At 40.7% G+C, this 23,494-nt stretch carries 23 protein-coding genes and 1 tRNA gene; 9 read left to right on the top strand and 15 right to left on the bottom strand.

Features of this window, described 5'->3' with window-relative positions:
• Positions 1–313: 313 nt before the first annotated feature.
• Together ACPZ3T_RS15030 and ACPZ3T_RS15025 are read right to left on the bottom strand one after the other, a co-directional pair.
• On the bottom strand, positions 314–2,497 hold the full coding sequence (locus tag ACPZ3T_RS15030; protein WP_490270295.1) for a pentapeptide repeat-containing protein: 2,184 nt from the start codon (positions 2,495–2,497) through the stop codon (positions 314–316).
• 198 nt (positions 2,498–2,695) lie between these two features.
• Positions 2,696–2,989: a hypothetical protein gene (locus ACPZ3T_RS15025; protein ID WP_490270294.1), complete on the bottom strand. Its 294-nt coding sequence runs from the start codon at positions 2,987–2,989 to the stop codon at positions 2,696–2,698.
• 26 nt (positions 2,990–3,015) lie between these two features.
• Between ACPZ3T_RS15025 and ACPZ3T_RS15020 the strand changes: the two genes are divergently transcribed.
• Positions 3,016–3,147, top strand: a complete 132-nt coding sequence (locus ACPZ3T_RS15020; RefSeq protein WP_490270293.1) for a hypothetical protein — start codon at positions 3,016–3,018, stop codon at positions 3,145–3,147.
• A gap of 3 nt (positions 3,148–3,150) precedes the next feature.
• Here the strand turns inward: ACPZ3T_RS15020 and ACPZ3T_RS15015 are convergent, their stop codons facing one another.
• The 6 genes from ACPZ3T_RS15015 to ACPZ3T_RS14990 form a co-directional block, all read right to left on the bottom strand.
• Positions 3,151–3,351 carry a type II toxin-antitoxin system VapB family antitoxin gene (locus ACPZ3T_RS15015; protein WP_490270292.1) on the bottom strand — a complete coding sequence of 67 codons (201 nt, stop codon included), beginning with the start codon at positions 3,349–3,351 and terminating at the stop codon, positions 3,151–3,153.
• A 287-nt stretch (positions 3,352–3,638) separates the two neighbouring features.
• Positions 3,639–4,643, bottom strand: a complete 1,005-nt coding sequence (locus tag ACPZ3T_RS15010) for a zinc-dependent alcohol dehydrogenase family protein (protein WP_490270291.1) — start codon at positions 4,641–4,643, stop codon at positions 3,639–3,641.
• A 374-nt stretch (positions 4,644–5,017) separates the two neighbouring features.
• Positions 5,018–5,737 carry a hypothetical protein gene (locus ACPZ3T_RS15005; protein WP_490270290.1) on the bottom strand — a complete coding sequence of 240 codons (720 nt, stop codon included), beginning with the start codon at positions 5,735–5,737 and terminating at the stop codon, positions 5,018–5,020.
• A 40-nt stretch (positions 5,738–5,777) separates the two neighbouring features.
• A complete protein-coding gene (locus ACPZ3T_RS15000) occupies positions 5,778–6,587 on the bottom strand; it encodes a S1 family peptidase (RefSeq protein ID WP_490270289.1) in 810 nt (269 codons plus the stop codon).
• 10 nt (positions 6,588–6,597) lie between these two features.
• A complete protein-coding gene (locus ACPZ3T_RS14995; RefSeq protein ID WP_490270288.1) occupies positions 6,598–7,383 on the bottom strand; it encodes a S1 family peptidase in 786 nt (261 codons plus the stop codon).
• Between the two features lie 36 nt (positions 7,384–7,419).
• Complete coding sequence (locus ACPZ3T_RS14990) at positions 7,420–7,998, bottom strand: COP23 domain-containing protein (protein WP_490270287.1); 579 nt, start codon at positions 7,996–7,998, stop codon at positions 7,420–7,422.
• A 201-nt stretch (positions 7,999–8,199) separates the two neighbouring features.
• Between ACPZ3T_RS14990 and ACPZ3T_RS14985 the strand changes: the two genes are divergently transcribed.
• Both ACPZ3T_RS14985 and ACPZ3T_RS14980 read left to right on the top strand, forming a co-directional pair.
• Positions 8,200–8,904: a cyclase family protein gene (locus tag ACPZ3T_RS14985; RefSeq protein WP_490270286.1), complete on the top strand. Its 705-nt coding sequence runs from the start codon at positions 8,200–8,202 to the stop codon at positions 8,902–8,904.
• Between the two features lie 84 nt (positions 8,905–8,988).
• Positions 8,989–10,497 (top strand): aldehyde dehydrogenase family protein, encoded by a 1,509-nt coding sequence (locus ACPZ3T_RS14980; protein ID WP_490270285.1) that lies wholly within the window; start codon positions 8,989–8,991, stop codon positions 10,495–10,497.
• Positions 10,498–10,552: 55 nt separating this feature from the next.
• Here the strand turns inward: ACPZ3T_RS14980 and ACPZ3T_RS14975 are convergent, their stop codons facing one another.
• From ACPZ3T_RS14975 to ruvB, 4 genes are all read right to left on the bottom strand, one after another.
• Positions 10,553–11,536 (bottom strand): Na/Pi cotransporter family protein, encoded by a 984-nt coding sequence (locus ACPZ3T_RS14975; RefSeq protein WP_490270284.1) that lies wholly within the window; start codon positions 11,534–11,536, stop codon positions 10,553–10,555.
• An 81-nt stretch (positions 11,537–11,617) separates the two neighbouring features.
• Positions 11,618–11,908 carry a DUF5132 domain-containing protein gene (locus tag ACPZ3T_RS14970; RefSeq protein ID WP_490270283.1) on the bottom strand — a complete coding sequence of 97 codons (291 nt, stop codon included), beginning with the start codon at positions 11,906–11,908 and terminating at the stop codon, positions 11,618–11,620.
• 560 nt (positions 11,909–12,468) lie between these two features.
• Positions 12,469–13,236 carry a tetratricopeptide repeat protein gene (locus ACPZ3T_RS14965; RefSeq protein ID WP_490270282.1) on the bottom strand — a complete coding sequence of 256 codons (768 nt, stop codon included), beginning with the start codon at positions 13,234–13,236 and terminating at the stop codon, positions 12,469–12,471.
• 315 nt (positions 13,237–13,551) lie between these two features.
• Entirely contained in the window at positions 13,552–14,652 is a 1,101-nt protein-coding gene (ruvB, locus tag ACPZ3T_RS14960; RefSeq protein ID WP_490270281.1) for a Holliday junction branch migration DNA helicase RuvB, read from the bottom strand.
• Between the two features lie 152 nt (positions 14,653–14,804).
• Here ruvB and hisF point away from each other — a divergent pair, with 152 nt between their 5' ends.
• From hisF to ACPZ3T_RS14945, 3 genes are all read left to right on the top strand, one after another.
• Positions 14,805–15,578, top strand: a complete 774-nt coding sequence (gene hisF / locus ACPZ3T_RS14955) for an imidazole glycerol phosphate synthase subunit HisF (RefSeq protein ID WP_490270280.1) — start codon at positions 14,805–14,807, stop codon at positions 15,576–15,578.
• 105 nt (positions 15,579–15,683) lie between these two features.
• The gene (locus ACPZ3T_RS14950; protein ID WP_190703821.1) at positions 15,684–15,878 is read left to right on the top strand and encodes a hypothetical protein; all 195 of its coding nucleotides are present in this window, start codon (positions 15,684–15,686) and stop codon (positions 15,876–15,878) included.
• A 91-nt stretch (positions 15,879–15,969) separates the two neighbouring features.
• Positions 15,970–16,042, top strand: a tRNA-Ala gene (locus ACPZ3T_RS14945).
• Between the two features lie 309 nt (positions 16,043–16,351).
• On the opposite strand, the gene modD is transcribed toward ACPZ3T_RS14945, so the two are convergent.
• On the bottom strand, positions 16,352–17,245 hold the full coding sequence (modD, locus tag ACPZ3T_RS14940) for a ModD protein (protein WP_490270279.1): 894 nt from the start codon (positions 17,243–17,245) through the stop codon (positions 16,352–16,354).
• A 158-nt stretch (positions 17,246–17,403) separates the two neighbouring features.
• Between modD and ACPZ3T_RS14935 the strand changes: the two genes are divergently transcribed.
• Both ACPZ3T_RS14935 and ACPZ3T_RS14930 read left to right on the top strand, forming a co-directional pair.
• Positions 17,404–18,084 carry a hypothetical protein gene (locus ACPZ3T_RS14935; RefSeq protein ID WP_490270278.1) on the top strand — a complete coding sequence of 227 codons (681 nt, stop codon included), beginning with the start codon at positions 17,404–17,406 and terminating at the stop codon, positions 18,082–18,084.
• Between the two features lie 158 nt (positions 18,085–18,242).
• Entirely contained in the window at positions 18,243–18,608 is a 366-nt protein-coding gene (locus ACPZ3T_RS14930) for a glycine-rich domain-containing protein (RefSeq protein WP_490270277.1), read from the top strand.
• A 124-nt stretch (positions 18,609–18,732) separates the two neighbouring features.
• On the opposite strand, the gene ACPZ3T_RS14925 is transcribed toward ACPZ3T_RS14930, so the two are convergent.
• Positions 18,733–18,876: a hypothetical protein gene (locus tag ACPZ3T_RS14925; RefSeq protein ID WP_490270276.1), complete on the bottom strand. Its 144-nt coding sequence runs from the start codon at positions 18,874–18,876 to the stop codon at positions 18,733–18,735.
• 91 nt (positions 18,877–18,967) lie between these two features.
• A complete protein-coding gene (locus ACPZ3T_RS14920; protein ID WP_490270275.1) occupies positions 18,968–21,298 on the bottom strand; it encodes a helix-turn-helix domain-containing protein in 2,331 nt (776 codons plus the stop codon).
• 257 nt (positions 21,299–21,555) lie between these two features.
• On the opposite strand from ACPZ3T_RS14920, the gene ACPZ3T_RS14915 reads away from it, so the two are divergent.
• Complete coding sequence (locus ACPZ3T_RS14915) at positions 21,556–23,154, top strand: iron uptake porin (protein ID WP_490270274.1); 1,599 nt, start codon at positions 21,556–21,558, stop codon at positions 23,152–23,154.
• Positions 23,155–23,494 lie beyond the last annotated feature (340 nt).

Raw genomic sequence — 23,494 nt, 5'->3', positions numbered from 1 at the left:
GACAAGCCTAAAATATTGCAAAAAAATTGTAGGTTGGGTTGACGCAAGGAAACCCAACACCAGCATCTATGTTAATTTTTCGATATTTATGTTGGGTTTCGTTCCTCAACCCAACCTACATCTAATACACTATTTTAGCCTTGACACGCCAGTAGGGTGTGTTAGGCGTAAGCCGTAACGCACCGAAAGCTCTAGCGGGTGCAGTACTCTCTAGATATGTACTCCCCTAGGTGAAAATCAAAATTAAAAACTCAGATAATATTAATTTTCACTTCATTTCACCCCTGCTTTTCTTCAGAAATGAGATAATTTTCTACTTCAGATAAATCAGGAGATTTAAACCCGGAATCGTGCGGGAGAGTGTCCATAAAACTAGGGTGATGTAAAGTATCCCCAAACTCCACTGATACCAAGCCAGGGTAGAAATAATTCCTGGTAGATGTTCATCTCGGAGACGAATATCGTTAAAACCTAATCTAACTAGATTGTTAAGACTAAAGTCGTAGTAGTTGAGCCAATTCCATCGTTTATCCCATAATAAAGGCATATATCGTTCCCGAAATAATTGATTTCTAGGAATGACTGGTAAGCGGCCAATTAATAATCGTAACTGGCGAAATGTTCCGTCTTCAGTTAAGTAAGAAACATTTAATAAATCGTGATAGCGGCCTTGTTTGTAGAGGCTGATAATTAAGAACAAGGGGATAGGGATGATAATTATACTCAGGCATCCTAGAGTTAGCCAAGGTTGGGCAGCATTGCGAAAAATAGCTAATAAGCTCAAGAATAATAAAGCAGTAAAACTAATGAAAATAGCAACGCTTTCGTAATAGGTGGGAATGATGGGAACAGGATGGAGACGACGACAGCGATCTACTAACCAAAAAGTTACACCAAAGAAAGCGATCGCTACTCCTCCCACACCAAAAACTAACCAAAAGTTTGTACCATAACCACTTAAGAGTAACAATAAACTCAATGCTAAACAAGCCCAAGCTTCTAGCAACCAACTACCAATAGCTAAAGGTTCAGCAAAAACTAACTGATCTCTAAGTTGATTGTAGGTAGCTAAATCAATATCTGCTAATGTTAATAATTCCTGGCGGTTACGGAATGGTTTGATGATTCGGCGTTCGGCGATCGCTTCAGCTTGAATTGCCGAAAAACCCAATCTAATTAAACTAACTACAGGAGCATTATTAATATTAATGCCAAATAACTCCCGACTTAATTCTTGTAATTTTAATTTTTGTTTAGTGTACTCTATTTGATTAGCATCAGTTACTTGCTGTTGTTGACGGAAATTCTGTATTAAATTTCGTAACACGTTTTGATTACCTTGAAAAGTCGGGACACTAAACATTTTCCCAATTTGTCCCGGATTACCTAATATTTTAGCTTGATTAGAATTAAAAGTTAGTCCAGCAACATTTAAAAAAGCGGATTTTGTGAATAGTGTATCACTAAAATCCGCTTGATTGAGAATACTTGTCCCTCGCAAATCTACTGGTTGATTAAAAAATACTTCTCGAAAAATCACAGCTTGTTCAAAAACGGCATCTTTGAGAGATAAGGACTGATTAAAATTAGCTTTAGCAAACTGTGCTTGATTGAAAAATTTCACACCATTCAAGTTGGCTTTACCTTGCCATTGAATATGATTAAATTTAGCTAATTGTTTAAAAATAGCCTGATTGAAGTTGGCAGATTTTATAAACAGGCTGCCATAAAAGTTAGCAATATCTTGGAATTGCGTTTGTTTAAAATTAGCCTTGTCAAAGAAAACACTACCTTGAAAATTGCTATGTTGATGAAAAGTTGAATTATCAAAACTGACAGCACGGACAAATCTCGTTTCACTCCAGTTAATTGGTTGGAGAAAGATAGCATTTTTAGCATCTACAGATTGCAAAAAAAATGTATTAGCAAATTTTACTTCTCCATTAAAACGAGTTTGATTAAATGTCAAAGCCCCACGAAAAACGTTTACTTCACTAGATGCTGTGGATTGAGTATCAAGTAGCGATCGGCAATCTTTAGAATTAATCAAAGTCACAGTTAAAGATTGTAAACAAGCTAAACGTAACTGTTCTAATTGTGCTTGTTCTGTAGGAGTAAAAATAGGCGCGATCGCCTGAGCATATAAAGGTGTTCTTAAACCTAAATCACTGCCAATAAAATCACCTTGAATCAAAGAATTACTCAAGTCTAATCCTAAAGGTTTTGCCCCAGTTTTTTGTAGCTCTTTCCGCAGTGATTGATAAAAAGCATCACGAAACATCGAATTTTCAGGACGCAAATCAATTACCATTTCTCGCAAATCTACAGTTAAATTACCTTCTCGAAGAATGGGGTTATGTACTCGCTCTTGTAATAATTCTAAAGTTAAAGGTGTGCGTTCTACTGGTGTTGATGCTGCCCACGCTGGTAGAGGCATGAATAACAATAAACAGGCGTAAAAACTAATAATTAAAATAGTCCAAAAAGAATTGGGCATTAGGCAAGAGAATGTATTTTTTTAATAAAATACAGCTTAAAGTGTAGAGTGCGTGAAAGCAACGTATGATAATGGTGCGATCGCATTCTGGAAGGGTGTTGATAGGAACAAGACTTTAAGAAGTTACCAACCAATACAATAAGTGGTATTTGGGTCAAGGGGTAATGATCTGTTAGAACAAGACTCATGGGAATTTAGTTAGGTTGCCTCTTGGCGTTGTTGTCGTAGGAAGATGAGAAAATCTTCAATAGAGTCTTCTTCCGGCCAAAAATCGGCAGCAAGGTCTTTGAGGTTATCAACAGTTCTGGTAGGATGGCTGGCAAGTAGCTGTTGCAGCGTAATACCTTGCAAAAACTGTTTAGTAAGGGTTTTCAGATCAGGTTCAGAATTTTCTGACAAATTGTTTTGGGTAAGAATTTGCAGTAGTTGTTGCCGCTCTGTAGATGAGAGTAGTTGGATAGCAGCGATCGCAGCTTCAAATTGTGGACTCATAGTCTAGTTTTGTGGTGTCTGCTTCTATGCTATTTGAATTTGGGTGCGATCGCGCTTCTAACTCATACTTGAGTGCGATCGCATTCTTGAAGAGTGTTGATAATAACAAGATTTATAGTAATTATAATCTCTTGACCAAACAGAAGTATCAACAATAACGCTCATCTTTGCTGGCGTTGCTGTTTGTAGTCATAGCCCTGATCATAATCGATAGTACCAAAGAGGTCTAACACTTTGAGCCGCTTGCGACGTTGAATATATTCCCTTAGTGCCGTTTCCACCAGAGAATCAATGCTCACCTGGTTGTCCAGTGCTAACGCCTCTTGTATTAAGGCTTCGTTTATGTTGAGCGATGTAGCCACAATTAATTTTGATTCAACAACTGATTAAATTGATGGTAACGCAATTTCTCTTTTTTACTACTGGTAAAAGAAGGACTTCATTTTAAATTGCGATCGCAATTTTACTCAAGAGCGATCGCCAAATCAACTCAAAACAATCCGACTAAGTAGAACGATTTGAAAAAACCAAACTATGTAAACTAATGTAAAAAAATTGCATTTAGTTCGTAGTAAGGACTTTAGTCCTCTCATAAGGACTAAAGTCCTTACTACAAACCTTTAATTATTTACACCGTTCTACTTACAATTTACTCATTGCTGATCAACAGCACAATTTTACCCACAATTCCACCATTTTCTAGTAATTGATGAGCTTGATTTGCGGCTGCTAAAGGAAACTTGTGGCTAACGTGAATACTTAATTTACCTTGCTCCATAAACTCAGCACACTCTGTCAAAATTTCTGCATGGTGCTGTTGTGCTTCCACTAAGTTTTCTAACATCGGTGTCAGCATTAACTCAAAACCAATGCGGAGGTTACGATTTCTTGCTACTCGCCAAACAGTATCAGCTTTCGGTTCGAGAATGGTGACGATATCACCATAAACTCTTACAGCCGGGAAAGTTTTGTGAAAAGTTTCGCCGCCAACAGTATCAAAAGCTAAGTCTACACCTTCGCCGTTAGTCCAATCTAAAGCCGCTTGCACAAAGTCTGTTTGTTTATAGAAAATTACATGATCAGCACCGATTTGTCTAACAAAACGCGCCTTGGCTTCAGAACTTACAGTAGTGCAAACATTTGCGCCTTTGAGTTTTGCCAATTGAATTGCCACATGGCCAACCCCACCAGCACCCCCATGAATTAAAACCTTATCTCCTGGTTCTAATCTTCCTCGCTCATATAAAGCTTCCCAAGCAGTGATTAATACTAGGGGTGCGGCGGCGGCTTCAGCAAAGGTTAAGGAAGCAGGTTTATGGGCTGTGAAGCGTTCATCAACAACGGTATACTCAGCATAATTACCGTACTTTCCACCTAAGCCACCATTGCAGAAATAGACTGCATCACCGGGACGAAATCTTTTGACACCGTCTCCTACTGCTTCTACTATACCTGCACCATCACATCCTAAAATCGCAGGCATTTGCTCAGGATAAAAAGTGCCTCGTTGGCGTACTTTAGTATCAATAGGGTTAATCCCCGCCGCTACCAAGCGAACTAATAAATCAGTCCTACCTAATGTAGTGGGTTTTGGTACTTCCTGTAATTGCAGCACTTCTGGACTACCAGGTGCTGTCATTAAAATTGCTTTCACAATTGTTGTCTGCTCTAAAAAACTTACCTAAACTTATACCAATTCTCTATGAAGTTGCGCCAAATAAATGATGTAGAGACGTTGCATGCAACGTCTCTACAGTACAGAATAAAGTGCATCTTCATTAAGAAACGGTATCAGTCAAACTTGTTGATAAGTTTAGCGTTTTCTTCCTGTTTCAACCAAGGTAGACGACTACTTCTTATCCACAGGCGTTAAGTTAAGGGTAAGCCCACCTTACTTAATTGATAGGGGCATTCTCAATGGGCATCGAGTATGCCCACAACTTTTCAAGTGGGCTTGTATTCCACAACTAAAGTTTTTTCTTTTCCCCAACCCTGTTCCCCGTTCCCCGTTCCCTTTTTTTGTCAATGTTATTGTGGTGCAGTACAAGAACTATTAAAGCCAAATGAATCTTGCCAACGTTTGACGTTGCTACTACCAATGGGAATAATCTTGGTATCACCATTGTCAAAAGTTAACCGGGCTTTAATTTCTTTGGCTGGTGCGGTTCTGAGTAAATTAGCGGCTTCAGGACTGATATCAAACAATGTATCGCTCATATACCAAATACTGGAACGTTCAACGTTTCTATTGTTTTCGTAGACAGTATATGTATAGTTTCCTTGAAACCCTCTCACTTTCATTTTAGGGTTACGGGTGAGTTGCAGAATTTGCTCACCAATACCTAACTCAATCATTTTTGGGGCAATTTCTGCTAATTCTGCTCTGCCATCCGTTGGTGCTGATTGCACAACTAATTTTACAAAACATCCTTCTATTTTGCTGCCCCAGAGAGAAACTACGACAAATTTACCAGGGCTAGGACTAGCAAAGGGATTTTTGAAGAGAGTTCCTTGAGGATCTTCCCCATGACGGTCAATGACAACTTTACCTAAAGGGGTATTAACTAGAGCGTCTTTAATATCGACAACTTTATCAAAGGGTAAACCATTACCCGCCCAGCGCATTCCATTGACTGAATCTAACTTGTCTTCATCAATGGTAGTTTGAGCGATCGCACTTTGGGGAGAAAATAATGCTGTGGTTACAAGTAAAGCTACAACACCAGATTTTAAAGATTTTGAAAACATCGAATTTAAACTCAAATTATTAAAAAAAACAACTGTAAATTTAACAACGTCTACCTGGACAAACGCTAGCTCCTGGAGGAGAACCATTAATGGTGGCTGGTCTTCCTTTGATGGGAGTGCTGGCGGATGGTACTTGTCTAGGAGGTGGTGCTGGGGTTGTTGTTGCTACCCTTAAGTTGAGACTCTTGGCTAGCTGAGAATTGCTAAAGATATTAATGGGAATACCTAAATTAAAACCTACCTTCTGACCTTCCTTATCCCGTGCGCCTCGGCCATGAATAGCCACCAATCGACCATTTTCATCTAAAACTGGGCCACCACTCATCCCAGGATAGGTAGTATTGTTGTATATCAGGGCGTAACCTTCCTTTGGTTGGGGATGAGTGCCGACAATGTGTCCGTGAGGAACTAACACGGTGCGTTTTTCAATTCCTTGCACTGGTGTCGGTGCGCCGGAGACATACACAGTTGTCCCGGCAATTGCTGTATCTGAATTACCAAGGGTGACAACAGTGTATTTTTGGCGACTGGTAAATTTTAAGATGGCTAAATCTACCCCTGGGATACGGGTAATTAAATTGGGTGTGACTTGATAGGAAGTTTGAGCTTGAGTCTGGACTGTATAAGTTCCTAAATCTTCTACAACGTGCCAGTTCGTCAAGACAGTGTAAGTATTGTTGTCTTGATTAATAATTACACCAGAGCCAAGTTTTGCTCCACTAATAATTACTGTTACTTTTTGAGCGATATTACTGACATCTTGAGGTGTTAATGATACCGCAATTTCTCCAGGTAAGAATGCGATCGCTACTCCTAAAATTACCGTTGCTACTCTACTATCGAGCTTCATCACTTGACCTCTAATCAGCCTTATTTGACATAGCTGGTATCATTTGCACAACCTTATCCATTGGAACTGCCCAACTCAAGCGAGTAATCTGCTGATGTAGATTTTCATCTGCCTGTAAGCCATCGATAAAAACTGATGGCGCATCCCACAAGGGATAAGCGTGCATTCCATTAATACCAACAACCTCACCACGACGATTTAACAGTGGCCCCCCACTCATGCCTTTGGCTATCTCGTTGGTATACCCCACTTGATAACCTCCCTCTAAAGCTTTTTGCAGCACCAGCAACACCTTGCCAGTGGTAAACATCAAACCTTTCGCCACCAATTCCTCTTGGTCAAAAGGAAAACCAGTAGCAAATACTTCATCTCCCACCACTGGGGAATAACCTAAAGCGGCTACGCGATAGTTATGACTGACACTTTGAAACTGCAATAATGCTAAATCATGGTTGCCAAAGCTGACTGCTGGGAGCAAACTGGCTTGATGTATGCGACCATCCACCGTCTGAATCCGATAAGGGGGTTTTTCTGCTCTTAAGACATGGGCATTGGTCAATACAGTATAAAAGTTATCTTTCCTTGTAAGAATAATTCCTGAGCCAAGAAATTCAGTTGATATCACCTTCACTGTAATTTTTTCAGCTTCATGGCGCAATTGTGCTACTGGTAATTGATTTACCTGAGAAACATTGCTACCAATAGAAACCGATTTAGCACAACCACTCACATCTGCTGACAACAGCATTGATAAACTGCCAATACAGGCAATAATTTTCCAACTGCCCCAAATCATATTAATTGCCGACTAGACTGATAACTGATAATTGATTTAAGGGATACCAGCCTCAGAGGTGGAATCACTGGGTGCAGATACGGAATCATTAGTTGACTCAATGCTGGTATTTTGCAGATAAATATCAAAATCGATGTCAACTGTGCTATCGTTACTAGCACTTTCATTGAGTGCGTTACCAGCAGCTAAACCACGACGATCAAACAAGCTACGCAGAATAATATGAGGATTAGCACCACGTTTGAGGGTAAATAATAACGTGCTATCTGTACAAGAACTGTTTTGATTCATAGCCGCACACACAACAGGTTCTCCCCGCAGTACCCCAGTTTTAATGCGCCTGAGTCTACCGTTATCGTGGTTTCTTTGAAATCTCCGCGACACTTCTGAACAACGCCGTTGAGCAGTCCAAGGTGGTGGAAAGTAATTATTAGAAACCCAACGTACTATCGGTACTTTCTTGCCGTCTTGGGTACGGGCGAATGTTGTGGGTACGCCTTTGCTCTTGGCACAGTAGAATGTTGTACCTTGACCATGACTCGGCTGACTTATACTGATAGTCAACAAGGCGATCGCTAACGCTGTTAATCCTTGACAAAATAACCTTAATTTCATGGTTAGTGCCGGATTTCCTCAGAAATAATAAGTATGTTATTGCTAGTTTAAAATTATTCGCTGGAAAATTGTAGGGATTTCTGAAAGAGAATTTTATACATTTACAGAAAATTTATTATTGACACAACTGGGCAGTTAGTTGTTTGAATACCGAGTTTTTTCTATCAATAAATAAATATACTCTGGGTGTAGGGGGTAAGTTTGAATACGATTCATTTCTCGCGGGTGATTCACTTAAGCCACATTATTGACACCAATATTCCCCAATGGCCAGGCGATCCTCCTGTTGAGTTTACCCCGGTGGCAGAACTGCAAGATGATGGTTATTACCTGCGGTGTTTCTCCTTGGGTGAGCATAGCGGCACTCACATTAACGCACCTAACAGTTTTTATCAGACTGGTGTGGGCATTGATCAATATCCTGCTCAATCTTTAATTGTGCCTGCTGTGGTTATAGATATCTGTGCAGTTGCGGCTACCAATTCTGATTATGTCCTGAGTGTTGCTGATATTCTTGCCTGGGAGAGAGAACACGTTGAAATTCCTGTTGGTAATATAGTGCTACTGCATACAGGTTGGCAAGCTAAATGGTCTGATAAAAACGCTTTTCTCAATCAGGACTCCCAAGGAATTATGCACTTTCCTGGTTTTGGTAGTGATGCGACTGAGTTTTTAATTCAACACCGGGGAATTGCTGGCGTAGGTATTGATACGCATGGTGTAGACCCTGGACAAGATCATAGTTTTACTACCAACCGCCTAGTTTTGGCACAGCAAGGCATTGTGTTAGAAAATCTGACCAACTTAGATCAATTACCACCCACAGGGACTACCTTAGCTATAGGTGTCATTAGACTCTGGCGGGGTTCAGGTTCTCCTGTGGGAGTGTTGGCATTAGTGCCTTAATTGCTATTTTGGTAAGTAGAAGATAATCTGTAATTCGTAATTTGTAATTTGTAATACCGCTACGCGGAAAGATGCTATAGGTAAATGACTACTCCATTTAACAGCAAAAACTATATTAATGGTCAGTGGTTGGATGCTATGGGTGAAAATATCCTGGCTAGTCATAACCCTGCAAATAAAACTGAGGTGGTGGCTACTTTTCCCCGCTCTCAAGCTGAGGATGTAAACTTGGCAGTAGGCGCAGCTAGACAAGCTTACCGAAGTTGGCGGCAAGTTCCAGCCCCAGCTAGGGCAGAATATATCTTTCGGGTTGGGGAATTATTGGCTGAACACAAGGAAGAACTAGCACAGTTAATTAGTCGGGAAATGGGTAAACCATTAACTGAGGCTAGGGGGGATGTCCAAGAAGGTATTGACTGTGCTTTTTACAGTGCTGGGGAAGGACGAAGATTATTTGGGCAAACTACTCCTTCGGAAATGCCCAATAAGTTTGCTATGACTGTGCGGATGCCTATTGGTGTTTGTGCTTTAATTACTCCCTGGAATTTTCCTGTGGCTATTCCTTGTTGGAAAGCAATGCCAGCTTTGGTTTGTGGGAATACGGTAATTCTCAAACCTGCTGAGGATACGCCAGCCTGTGCGACTAAATTAATCGAAATTTTCGCCGCCGCAGGTTTACCGCCAGGGGTAATTAACTTGGTGCATGGGGTAGGTGAGGAAGTGGGGAAGGCTTTAGTTGAACATCCAGAAATTGATTTAGTCTCCTTTACTGGTTCTTCGGAAACTGGGGCTTATGTGGGTGCAACTTGCGGACGCACTCATAAACGTGTCTGTTTAGAAATGGGTGGTAAAAATGCCCAAGTAGTGATGGAAGATGCAGATTTAGAACTGGCTTTAGATGGCGCAGTGTGGGGGGCATTTGGCACAACTGGTCAACGGTGTACAGCTACTAGTCGCTTGATTTTACATCGTGATATCAAGGAAAAATTTACTAGTATGCTGTGTGAACGTGCTAGTCAGTTACGCTTGGGTGCTGGTAATGACCCTGATACAGATATTGGGCCAATAATTAACCATAGACAACTGCAACGGGTAAATGAGTATATGAAAATTGCCCGTGAGGAAGGCGCAAAAATATTAATTGGTGGGGAAATTGCGACGCAAGGGGAGTTAAATCAGGGTTATTTTTTCCAACCTACAGTTTTAGATAATGTTACACCACAGATGCGGGTAGCCCGTGAAGAAATATTTGGCCCTGTGGTGGTGTTAATTGAGGTGAAGACATTTGAGGAAGCGATCGCTATTCTTAACAATACCAAATACGGTCTGTCTTCTTCTATTTATACCCGCGATATCAACCGCGCCTTTACTGCCATGCGCGATATTGAAGCCGGTATCACTTACATCAACGGCCCTACCATTGGTGCGGAAGTACACTTACCCTTTGGTGGTGTCAAACAGACAGGTAACGGACACCGAGAAGCCGGCACGACTGCCTTAGATGTTTTCACTGAATGGAAAAGTGTTTATGTTGACTTCTCTGGTAGTTTGCAACGCGCCCAAATTGATAACCGTGATCTGAGTTCAAGTTAACATTTCTTTCACCCTGCCCCCTTGCCTACATAATATTGGTAAGTTGCAAGTCCTTTCACGTCACATTAAATATGAGATGAAACACTCCCGTTCTGATGGCTGGACGCTCACGCCCAATGGTAGCAACTAGGGTATCAGCACAAGTACCTACCTCCGCACCCAGCATAAGGGCAATACCTGTGGGTAATGAAATAAAGCCTTGACTAGCTAATGTGACGACAATAGCCAAAGTAGCAGAAGAAGATTGAATCAAAACTGTAAACAATCCTCCTACTAAAACACCTTGTAAGGTGTTCTGTCCTAAGCTCTCCATCCAATTAATAAACTGTGGGTAATCTCTAAATGGTTCTGTAGCATTTTCAATGTAACCAAGGCCAAAAAAGAGTAAGCCAATACCCAGCACAATTAAGCCAATTTGTTTGAGCCGGTCACTTCTGCCCAGCAAAAATAATAAAAAACCGATGAACAATGCTATGGGTGCATATTCGTCAATATTAAAAGCAACAACTTGCGCTCCAAAGGTTGTGCCAATATTAGACCCTAAAACTACACCCAGAGATTCTACATCAGTTAATAAACCTGCACTTACCATTGCAATCACAATGATGATTGTGACGGATGATGAATCTAAAATAGTAGTAGCAACTGTGCCAGTCATTACTCCTGCTAAGGGGTTGGTAGTGAAATTGCGAAGGATATTGCGGACTCGCTCCCCTGCCAGTGCTTCCATACCTTCCGCTATTTTGGTTACTCCATACAAAAACAGCACTAACCCAGCAATTACACCCATCACAATATGAAAAGTATTTAATTGTGTCTGGGCTTTTAGCTGATCAACTCCCCTAATATTTGCGTTATTGTTGAATTGTTGCTGATTTTCAATCTTGTTAACACTGATTGCTGTTACTTCCTCTATTGTGATTAAAGATGCTGTTCCCACAGCAGAAAAATCATTTTTTAAATTGAAAATACCAATGAATAAAAATAAAGACAAAATCAATAAAAATATAAATTTGATTATATTTTTTTTGCAAGGCATTTTTATCACCCCAAACTTTTTATAGAAAAGGGACGGGTAAAATACCCATCCCTTAAAATATTGATTTTTTTAGCCGCAAAACTAGCTACCCTCCCCTTCTGTTGTGCCGGTTTCTAGATTACTTGTACGCTCTTCAGCTAGTTCAGCCTTGGCTTCAGCAATAATATCTTCAAAATTTTCACCAACCTCTGCAATTACCCCTTTACCCTTTTCATAGAGGACAATCCCACCTTTGATAGTTGCCTTAGTTAAGGATTTACTAATACCTCCAACCGCAGGAACAATGACAGGCAGAAGAACTATTGCAGCGATTCCAGGGACACCAAGACCTTCAACCACTTCTTCTAATTCAGGTACTATTTTCAGAGCCATGAGGATTCTTAACTCCTAGATTCCTACACCTCAATCATATTCATATTTATTAAATTAACAAGCGCAAATTATAGATGTTTTTATCAACATTTACATTAAAATTTGACGGCAATTGTCATAACATTATCTATTTAGTCTAAATTGCTAAACTTTAGTCTGATTGGGAATCAATTCAACTTCTCAACTAAGACCGTTTCTTGATGAAGATGCTATTTAAGTAGACCGAAAAATTTTTCGTGTTCGCGTAGCGTCTCCTTCAGGAGAAGATAGCCTGTAGGATGTAGGTTAGTGAATTAATAGAAGAATTTGGGCGGCGATTAAAATCGCCAACGGCTAACCCCCATGTCTGAAGCCAGGGGCTTGCTCGCCGTTGATATTTTGGTCAACAACATGGGGTAAGGGGTGGCTGAGTGGCGGGCATTGGAGTAGGGGCGGGTTTACCTATATCCTTGCTTTTGGATGATGATCCTAATAAACCCGCCCCTACAAACTTTTTGTTGGGGCTATATCTTTTGCTACACCCTACACCCTGTTTTTGACTGTGTTACCTGTTGCGAAAATTACTGAATTTTCAAGAATTTATCTAAAGCCGCCGCCATACTAGGAGGCCAACGACGGATATTTTTTACCCAGTTCATATCTTTATAACGGGTATCTAATCCATAGGCAGCTACCCAGTTGCTTTCTGCTTCACCTTGTTGGCCATTTACCCAATAAGCGGCGGTTAATGCCGCACGGACATCGGCGAAGTTGGGGTATTTACGGGTAATATTTCGCATCTCCCGAATGGCTTGCTGTGTTTGGCCAGTTTCATATAAAGCCAGGGCATAATTAGCACGGGCAAAGGCAAAATTGGGAGCAATTTCAAAGGATTTTTGATAATCTGCGATCGCATCTTGCCATTTTCCTAAACCAGCGTTGGCATTACCGCGATTGTTATAAGCCATTGCGTCGTTAGGATCGAGTTCTAAAACATGATTATAATCTGCGATCGCCTCTGACCATTTACCCAACCCTTCTAAAGCTGTACCCCGATTTAAGTAAGGATCGGTGACATTAGGGGCTAATTCCACGGCTTTGTTATAGTCAGCTAGTGCAGCCTCTAATTTATTCTGACTCACCCGTGAATTGCCCCGGTTACTCCATGCACCTGCATTCGTCGGGAAATTTTCAATAATCTTTGTCCAATACTTCTCCGCCGTCGCAAAATCACCTTTATTAGTAGCGGCAAAGGCCTGATTTGCCCACTCATCACCCTGTTCTAATTGTTCTTGGGTAATGCTAGGTGGTTGAGTTTCTGCCATGACTGGCGTAACCCAGCCCAGCATGAGTAAAAGACTGAGAATTAACGCGATGTGCAACTTATTATTAAAACCCCTCTCCATAGAGCGAAGCTCTTCTCGTAGAGTACCTCTCCCCTGCAAGGAGAGAGGCTTTGATTCTTGCTCCCCTTCCCTTGTAGGGAAGGGGCTGGGGGTTAGGTTTGAAAGAAAGTTGTACACGGCGTGAACTATACTAATTAACTTGATCATAACGGCGAGTGTTGACTGTTGACTGTTGCTTGGGAGGAAGACAAAGAAACAATTCTACCTTGTCTCCCCCCTCTACCTTGTCTACCTTGTCTCATTCCAATGCCCCATTCCCTAAAGCAATGACATCTGCTCATTCGGTGGTGTAAATCCCATGTGCTTGTATGCGGCTTTGGTGGCTGTGCGCCCACGGGGAGTCCGGCTTAAATAACCAATCTGCATCAGATATGGTTCGTAAACTTCTTCAATGGTTTGGGTATCTTCTCCGGTAGCTGCGGCGATGGTTTCTAAGCCTACAGGGCCGCCATTAAATTGTTCAATAATCACACTTAGCATCCGGCGATCTGTCCAATCTAAACCGCAAGGATCTACTTGAAATAGTTGCAATGCTTCGGCTGCAACACTTTGATTAACTTCTGCACAAGATTTAACTTCCGCATAATCACGGACACGTTTAAGTAATCTATTAGCAATCCGTGGTGTTCCCCGGGAACGGCGGGCAATTTCTGTTGCGCCATCTTCGGTGACGTTAGTTTGGAGTAATTGGGAACTCCTTAAGACAATTTTACTGAGTTCATCAACTTCATAAAAGCGCAACTTTTGAATTAAGCCAAAGCGATCGCGTAGTGGTGAAGTCAAAGCCCCGACGCGGGTTGTTGCTCCCACTAGGGTAAACTTGGACAAAGGCAAACTCCGAATCCTAGCACTAGAACCTTTACCGACGGTAATATCTAGCCTGTAATCTTCCATTGCTGGATACAGTATTTCTTCAGTCATCCGCGAGAGTCGATGGATTTCATCAATAAATAAAATATCTCCGGGTTTTAAGTTCACCAACAGCCCGACAATATCCCTAGGTCGTTCTAAAGCTGGCGCACTTGTGATTTTGTAGTTGACTCCCATCTCGGATGCTAATATCATTGCCATTGTTGTTTTACCTAATCCGGGAGGGCCATACAGTAGCAAGTGATCCAAAACTTCACCCCGCGACTTGGCTGCTTTGATGGCAATCTCTAGAACATCCTTGAGGTCTTTTTGTCCGATGTAGTCAGTAAATTTCTGTGGTCTGATACTCTCTTCTTGCTTACCTTGTTCATCAATGGCAGCTTCAGGTTGCAAAATACTTTCTTTGGGGGCTGCTTTTGCTGATTCCCGATGCTGTTTTGGTTGCCCATTGGGTTCTGGAGGCTGTTTTTTCGAGGAGATGATCGCCATAATTCAGCTTTAACTTTCAGTTTAGGTCTGTTTGAGCGCAATCTCTGCCATAACACTGCACATAGACACGCCTGCGAAGATTTTCGGCGGGAAATACCCACCTCAATTTACAATTTAAATTCCGGACAATTACCCAGGAGCTAAAAAAATATATGTTATCTAAAAGAATCTTACCTTGTTTAGATGTCAAGGCGGGACGGGTTGTTAAGGGAGTTAACTTTGTTAACCTCAAAGATGCAGGCGATCCGGTAGAACTGGCAAAGGTTTACAACGAAGCTGGGGCAGATGAGTTAGTATTTCTAGATATTACGGCTACTCATGAAGACCGAGATATTATTTTTGATGTGGTTTACCGCACGGCTGAACAGGTCTTTATTCCCCTGACTGTTGGCGGTGGTATCCAATCCTTAGAAAATGTTAAAGCTTTGTTACGGGCTGGGGCAGACAAGGTTAGTATTAACTCTGCGGCAGTACGTGATCCAGACTTGATCAATCGGGCTAGCGATCGCTTTGGTAATCAGTGCATAGTTATTGCTATTGATGCTAGACGCAGAATCGACCCGCAAAACCCAGGTTGGGATGTGTACGTGCGCGGTGGTAGAGAAAATACTGGCTTAGATGCCCTACTTTGGGCGAAAGAAGTGGAACAACGCGGTGCTGGGGAACTGTTGGTCACAAGTATGGATGCTGATGGTACTCAAGCCGGTTATGACATTGAGTTAACACGGGCAATTGCTGAGGCTGTAGAAATCCCGGTGGTTGCCTCTGGTGGTGCAGGTAACTGTGAACATATCCATACTGCACTCACTGAAGGTAAAGCAGAAGCGGCTTTATTGGCATCGCTTCTCCATTACGGACAGTTGAGTGTGGCGGAAATTAAGAATTATTTGCGCGATCGCCAAGTTCCAGTACGTTTGTACGCCTAAATTCTAAAGCGATTATAGAGATTGAGTCACATCAGCCCCAGTTAGATACAGTTCCAGAAAACGGTGTTAAGATTATTTTACGACTGTTACAAAATATTAAGAAATATGTTGATTCCTATTTTATTATTTGATGTGGCTCTAGTCGCTTGGTCACTACACCTCATGGAGAAGGCAGTTGAGCATAAAGAATTTTCTCTGATGCTAGCAGGTACATTGGTTGCCTTAGCTGCTGCCGCCATGTTAGTTGTGTATTTTCTCATGGGGCATTGTATGAGCTACTTATTGCAAGTTAACTATTAATTAGTTAAATCGGAACTATAGAAAGTTAATAATTTGCCAAATCACTTGACAAGAGTCTAAATATTAAGAGATAATTAATAACGCAACTTAAGGGGTTATAGCTCAGTTGGTAGAGCACTTCAATGGCATTGAAGGGGTCAGCGGTTCGAATCCGCTTAGCTCCATTTTTTATACAGTAAGCTTTTCAGCCTTTTTGTCACTGGAAGCATAACATTTCCGTGACGGAAAGCTTATGCTTCCAGTGACACACCTTTGCCTCAAAAACTTTTGAAGATGAGTTAGACCTTGCTTATGCTGTCATTGATGGGATTCAAACAAGAGGAGAAAAGGGGAACTACAGTACACAACGTGTCAGATTTAACTCTCATTCTTCTGCTTAGTTGTTTGTTACATACTTATAAATTTTCTCCACGACTTACTTAATCTCTACTTCAAGCTAAGAGAAAAAATTGAAGAACTTGTGAGGAACGCAATCAAGTTGACATCTTGGCGGCAATATCAGCTGGCTTACCGAAATAGAGAGAACTAGTAACTAATAAATCTATTCCTGTGGCAGCATATTCGTGAACATTATTGAGTGTGATCCCCCCGGCTGCTGCCAGTTTAACTTGAGGATAATTTTGTTTCAGATGCTGGGCTAGTTCCTTGAGTGTAGCCATTGGCATTTTATCAAGTTGGATGATATCCACTCCACTAGCTGCCACTGATATAGCATCTTCTACAGTTTCCACTTCAATAGAGATTTTATGTTCTTGAAATCGCTGCTTGAGGGTAGTTATCTGTGCTAGCAACCCAGACAAACCCCCCATATAGACTAAATGCTGTTTGAAAATCAAGATACTTTCCGAAAGTCCCAAGCGATGGGGTAAAGCACCACCCGCAACAATTGCCTTCATCATCAAGGCTCTAGTGCCTGGAAATACTTTGCGTGTAGTCACTACAGAAATAGCCGGATTAACTTTTTTTGCTGCCTTGACAAATTCATCGGTGCGTGTTGCTATGCCTGAAGCATACTCCAGCAAATTTAAGGCAATTCTCCAGGCGATGTGTAAAGACTCTGCATTACCTGTAGCTGCTAAAATTAGTTGATCTGCCGCTAAGTGAGTACCACTTGATACAGCAAAATCGGCGATCGCTCCACATTTCTCTATCACCCTCACCGCTTCTTCTGTAGCGCACACAGTCATGGGGTGGCGAGTATAGAATTGGATTTTCCCTTGCTCCTTGCCAATACCTAAGCCCAAGGTTGTCAAGTCAAAATAGGGAACATCTTCTGCAATTAAATTGCTAATTGCCTCATCAGACAAACAAATACGCATAATCGGCTTTAATGATGATGTGTGCAGCCAGGGAAAAATTTTAGGCACTTTGGTATTCTATTATGCTTCATTCATTTTGATTGTTCACAGTCAACACTCAGAGGATGTGAGCATTTTTCTGAGCTTTAAGTGAGCAGGTTTCAGATCCTATCATTCATTTTTTAGATGGTGTAAATCTTGTATTACAAGGAATGCAAGTGCAACTCATGGCACTGGTTCAGGCACTAAAGGAGTCGCACGGCAGAACATCTACTGAACATGAGCAAGAGGATCAAGTTATGTCACCTACTTTCAAAACTTTAGCGATCGCAGCAACAACAATGTTTTTTGGCATACAGAACCCAGCCACCGCCTTGGTTCAACCAACCATCTCTGCCAACGACACAGATGTAACGATTAATTCTACTCGGCAGATACCCAAACAACCCAATGTAATTGCTCAAAACTATACCTATTGGGGGCCAAATAGAGACTTTATCATTCAGATGCCAGGTAAAGTTACAAATAATACTAATGATCAATTAACATCTGTTAGTTATCGTACCAACACTGCATACACAATTACCCACAGAGATTCACCAGCAGCTGCTCGACTCACACCTTCTCAAATTCGTGAAGTTTTGCGTAGCACAATGCTAGAAACTATTGGTAGTACTGGTTTAGTCATTAGAACTACTAATTATCAAATTGAAGGATATCCCGGCTTGGAGCTAGTTATCCGTCATGCTGATCGCACTTTAGGACAATATCGTGCCTTTGCAGTCAATCAGCGTCTTTATTTTATGGGTGCAGTAACATCCGGTAGGTTCACTAGAGAATCTGTTGATTTCTTCCATTCTTTTCGTGTTTATCCTGAACGGATTCGTTACTCTGGGAATTATTACTAATTAGAAAACAAATAAGATTATCAATATTTGTTTTCTGACAGTTATGGTGAGTTAGTTTCAGGAGTTGCAAGGTGTATTTAGTCAATAGATTATCCCCAGATCGTGTAGATTCAAATTCTCCGCCGAGGTTGAAATTTCTTGATTGGCTGAGGATATTTGTGAGTGTAATTCAAGCTCAACAGCATCAAAAATTAAGTATAATTCCAGCTTTATTGGCAATCAGAAAGTATGGACTATTCTTAATATTACTGCAAAGATACCCGCATATTAGAATAGTCCCGACCCAAGAAATTGATGCGGTTTTACACGCACACATGGCTAATATAGAACAATTTGAAAAAGATTGCCAAAAACTCTTTAATCGCTCTCTTTGTCACATTCCAGAATTTGGACTTAGAGGAGAGAATGAACGTTTAGAATGGCAAATAATTTTTACCCAAACTCAAGATTTATTTGAGCGCAATTTTGGCAAAGGTTCTCTGGGTAATTCTCCTCCGGCTTGTTGTGAAATTTTATTAGCCTAATTTTATGGAAAGTAATTCTAAGCTCCACCTACAAATGGGTGGAGTTTTTTATAATAATTCGTAATTCGTAATTCGTAATTCGTAATTCGTAATTACAGCAGATTTCATTGCTATGAGGTACAAATCATAATAATAAAACTTTTGTGGTGTGGGCATCTTGCCCGCCAATAGTGTACATCATTACACCGGAAAATGCTGTAATAAATTCTTCCGTGATCAGACTTTCAGGCTTTGTATCTGTTTCATTATTTTCATGAAATGGTATCATTACTTATTACTCATTACTTATTACTTATTACTTATTACTTATTACTTATTACTCATTACTCATTACTCATTACTCATTACTCATTACTCATTTACATTTGCCGTTCTAATATTTCCAATAAATTTTGTGTTTCTTCAATTTCCGTTTGCATTCCCAGCTTGTCAAAATTATCTAATGCTTTACTTATCCATTTTTGAGCATCAAATAAGTTACCTTGAGCTTTTGCTAGGTTGGATAGTGAGCGTTGACAAAAAGCGGCACGGCTTTGATCTTGATTGGCTTCAGCTACGCGCAGTCCTTGTGTAAGTAGTCGTTCGGCTTCATCTAATCTTTGTTGTTTGATGGCAATTTCAGCTAACCAATTTTGTGTACAGAAAATAGCACGTATCCATTGAATTTGTTGTGCCAGTTCTAGGGTTTGTTGAAAAATTATTTTGGCTGGTTCGTATTGTTGATGTTTAAATAAAATTTCACCTTGATAATATTGAATTTGGATTAATTGCCGCGATCGCTCTTGCTCGTCTATTTGTGCTAGTAGCTCCCTGGCTTGAGTTAGCCACATCTGCGCTGCATCAAGCTGTTGCTGTTGAATCCGTAACACCGCAATATTTCTCGCCAAGCACAACATGAATAAGGGTTCTTGATAATGGCGTAATTCCCAAGCTTTGGTAAATAGTTGATCTGCTTGTTCTAACTGCTTGCGTCTACCCAAAGAAGTAAGAGTCCAGGCGCGATCGACCATCACTTTGGCTGTAACTGCCCAATCTCCACGTTGTTCTGAGACTTGCATTAACCATGCTGTCCATGTTAGGCGATCGTCCCAATATCGTAAGCGGCTTTCTTTTCTACCCATAGCATAGGTGTATGCCTCCAGATTTTGCCAAAACTGCCACATTTCGGCGTATCGACCCTGAACCATACACCACTCAATGACCGCTTGTAAATTTTGCCACTCCTGTTCTAACCCGTCAAACTGTCCTTGCCAGCTTTTAGCATCTTGTCCGGCGTAACTTTGGGAAAAGTTTAAGTACCAACTAATCCACCTTTCTCTGGCTTCCCATTCAAAATCAGGGTAAGCCTGGAGTTCGGCTAGGGCATATTCACGGGTAAGTGGTAGTATGCTGTAGCGATTATTTTCTTGTCTAACTAAAGAAAGGTTTCGCAGTCGGGCTAAGTCTGCATTAATGGCACAGCTGTTAACTTCCGGCACTGCCACTTGTACCAGTGCATCTTGTAAAGGCGGCATGGGAAATAGTGCTAGTGCCATCAGCAGTTTATGGGCTGGGTGTCCTATCAGTGGCTTTACGGAAGTCTCAAAGCAAAAACGGGCAACATCTCCCTTCGGCTTAGATATTCTGCCCAATACTTCTTGTAGAGAATATCCGTTAGCTAGTTGACCAATTGAGTAGGTAATTGCTACGGGAATACCCCCTGTAACTTTGTAAAGTATTTGACTATCTTTCTTGCTCAGAGAAACACCCTTTTCTTGGGCTTCATGCTGAATTAAACACAGAGCATCTGACTCTGGCATTGATGTTAACCGCACGGGAACAAACAAAATTTGTTCACGGGTAGTAATGATTGCTTTGACAGTTGGTGGTAACTCATGCAAAAATGCCAATATATCTTGTTGATTTTCTACAGTTTCTAAGTTATCAACAATTAATAATGTGCGCTGGCAAGATAAGGCTTCTTTAATTAAATCTAATTGCTCTTCAAAACTCACTCCTGTAATATCTAACTCATCTAATATTCGCGCCATCTGCCGAAAAATATCTTGCAAAGTTTTTTTGGGAGCTAAACTTGGTAATAAACCAAAGGGCATCAAGTAAGATTCTTTGGCTGAGGTAAAAATAATAGTATCAAAAGTAGGTATGTCCAAAAATTCTGGCTGATTCTCATTAGCTTGCAAACAACGATAAGCTGCTTCTAAAACTAGGGTGGTTTTGCCTACGCCACCAATCCCATCAACGCTAATTAAATGTGCGGAATGTGTAGGTGAAAGTAATTCCAAAAGTCGAGTGATTTCTTCGTCTCGTCCGACAAAGTTATTGCAACTACGAGCAGGTAAGTTTTGCCGTAGTTGTTTAGGGTGAATGACAACAGGATCTGGAGGGGTGTGAGGGCGATCGCTCTTTTTACCATCCTTCAGTTCTTGTGATAATCTTTCTAAAGCTGACATCACTGTATTGATGCGGATTTTCTGCCCTGTAGTCACTGATAATAACTCCCAAAGTTTCGGACACAGGACTCTCTGCACCGTGCCATTAGTATATCCTGTCACCTGAATATCTTTGAGCTTATATCCCTGCAAAACTTTTTCCAGGATATCTCTCTGCACATCTTTTAAAGGTCTTCCTGTCTTGGAGATAACTATAAAATTTGCCACTCGGATCAGTTCTGATATTTTTTCAGCTTCCATATGTCTCTCGGAAATAATCCCATTTAGTGAGCTTAACTTAATTTTGAAAATAAATGATCTCTTGCCTAATTAAAATCAAAAACTGAAAATATTGAATATGTTGAACTTCAACGTTGAATATATGAGCAAAATTCAATTTTAGCTACTTATAAGGGGTTTTGATATTTTACTAATACACATTCATCAAGTCATGATAGTTTGTAGTAAGGACTTTAGTCCTTAGCATAAACTTGATGTATTACTACTAAGATAAAAAAATGTGGCATCTTTTTTTAGTTAATCTAAATTTAATTTTTGCTATATGGATTTTACTATTAACTCCTTTAGCAAAAGTGAGGGCTGAATCTTCCCTAAAAGTTTCCACCACTGCTAACAGCAATCATCCCTTTGAAAACATTAATCAATATGCTCAACTAGATTCTCAGCCAGTCACCTCAGTAAATCAACTTGCTGATGTGCAACCAACTGATTGGGCTTTTCAAGCACTGCAATCTTTAGTTGAGCGTTACGGGTGTCTGGCGGGATACCCAGATAGCACCTTCAAAGGAAATCGTGCAATGACTCGGTTTGAGTTTGCAGCCGCCTTAAATACCTGCATAGACAAAGTTAGTCAACGCCTGAGTGCTGAAATTACAGACTTAGTTACTCAAGAAGATTTAACGACTTTGCAAAAGCTACAAGAACAGTTCACTACAGAATTAGCTAGCTTACGCGGTAGAGTTGATACTTTAGAAGCACGTACTGAACAGCTAGAACAACAATTTTCTACAACCACAAAACTGAATGGCCAGATCATCTTTGCGGCTACAGATGCTTTTGGAGATGCTAGCCTTAGCGGTAATGGGGATGAAAGTAATCTCACCTTTTCTAGTCGGGTGCGCCTAAACTTTGACACTAGCTTTACTGGCAAAGATCGTCTCCGTGTCAGACTTCAGGGGAGTAATGTTGTGAATCCCATTGCACCGGGAAATGAGACTCGCTTAAGCTTCCAATCTGGTAGCGACACCACTAATGATGTTTTCCTCAGCAAGCTGGAATATTATTTTCCTGTCGGGGAAAAGCTGCGTGTTTTAATTGCTACAGGCTTTAATAGCTACCTTGATGATGCCGATGTGATTAATCCTTTACAAAGCGATGGAGAGGCTACTATTTCCCGCTTTGGTCGATACAATGCAATCTATCGCTTGGGTGGAGATACGGGTGTAGGTGTGACTTTTACACCCAATCAGAATTTCAAAGCAGAGATGTTTTATTTAGCTGGTAATGCTAACAACCCTAGTAGCGGCTTGTTTGATGGTAAATATGGTTTGCTGGGGCAGATTGTATGGTATCCCAACGCCAATGACAAAGTTACCAAAATTGCCTTCACTTACGTCAATGCTTACAACGAGAATGGCTTAGGACATAATATCGGCAGTATAGCCTCTAACTTGGGTGGCAGAAAAGTTGCTTCTAACTCCTATGGAATTGAAACTAATCTCAAAATTAATCATGGTTTTGAAGTGGGTGGATGGCTAGGCTATACCAATGCACGAGCTTTAACTGGCGATGTCAAAGGTGATGCTGATATTTGGAATTGGGCTGTGACTCTAGCCTTTCCTGATTTGGGTAAAGAGGGTAATTTAGGCGGGATAATTGTGGGGATGCAGCCTAAATTGACTGGTTCTTCTGCACAGTTATCTGGTTTACCTCGTCGTGATCCCGATACGGGATTTCACCTGGAAGGGTTTTATCGCTATCAAATCAACGACAACATTAGTATTACTCCCGGTTTGATTTGGCTGACAGCACCAAACCACAACAACCAGAATGGTGATATTTTTCTAGGAGTAATGAGGATGACTTTCAAGATATAAACAAGGTTCGTAACTGGAAAAACTCAGGGTTATCAAATTTTCAATTTTTATCTTGTGAAAGTTTATTATTTGTAGCAAAAAATATTACTGGTAAAAGGTCAAGAGAATCATTACTATACTACAATACTTACGTGAGTAATACTTCTAAAGAGGCGGGCATAAGTTTCATCTAATTTGTAATAGCCTACGCATAAACTTTCACCTATGTAATCTTGGGGTTTAATATCATCACTGCTGCTATACAAATTAGCAATGAGATACCCGATTTTTCAAAAATTGGATATCTGAAGCTATTGATGGTTACTCAAGATTTAAAATATCTTCATTACCTAGATGTAAT

This window comes from Aliinostoc maniaoense (assembly GCF_058172895.1).
Note: the sequence above shows the minus strand (reverse complement) of the source record. Positions and strands in the feature narration are given on the sequence as shown.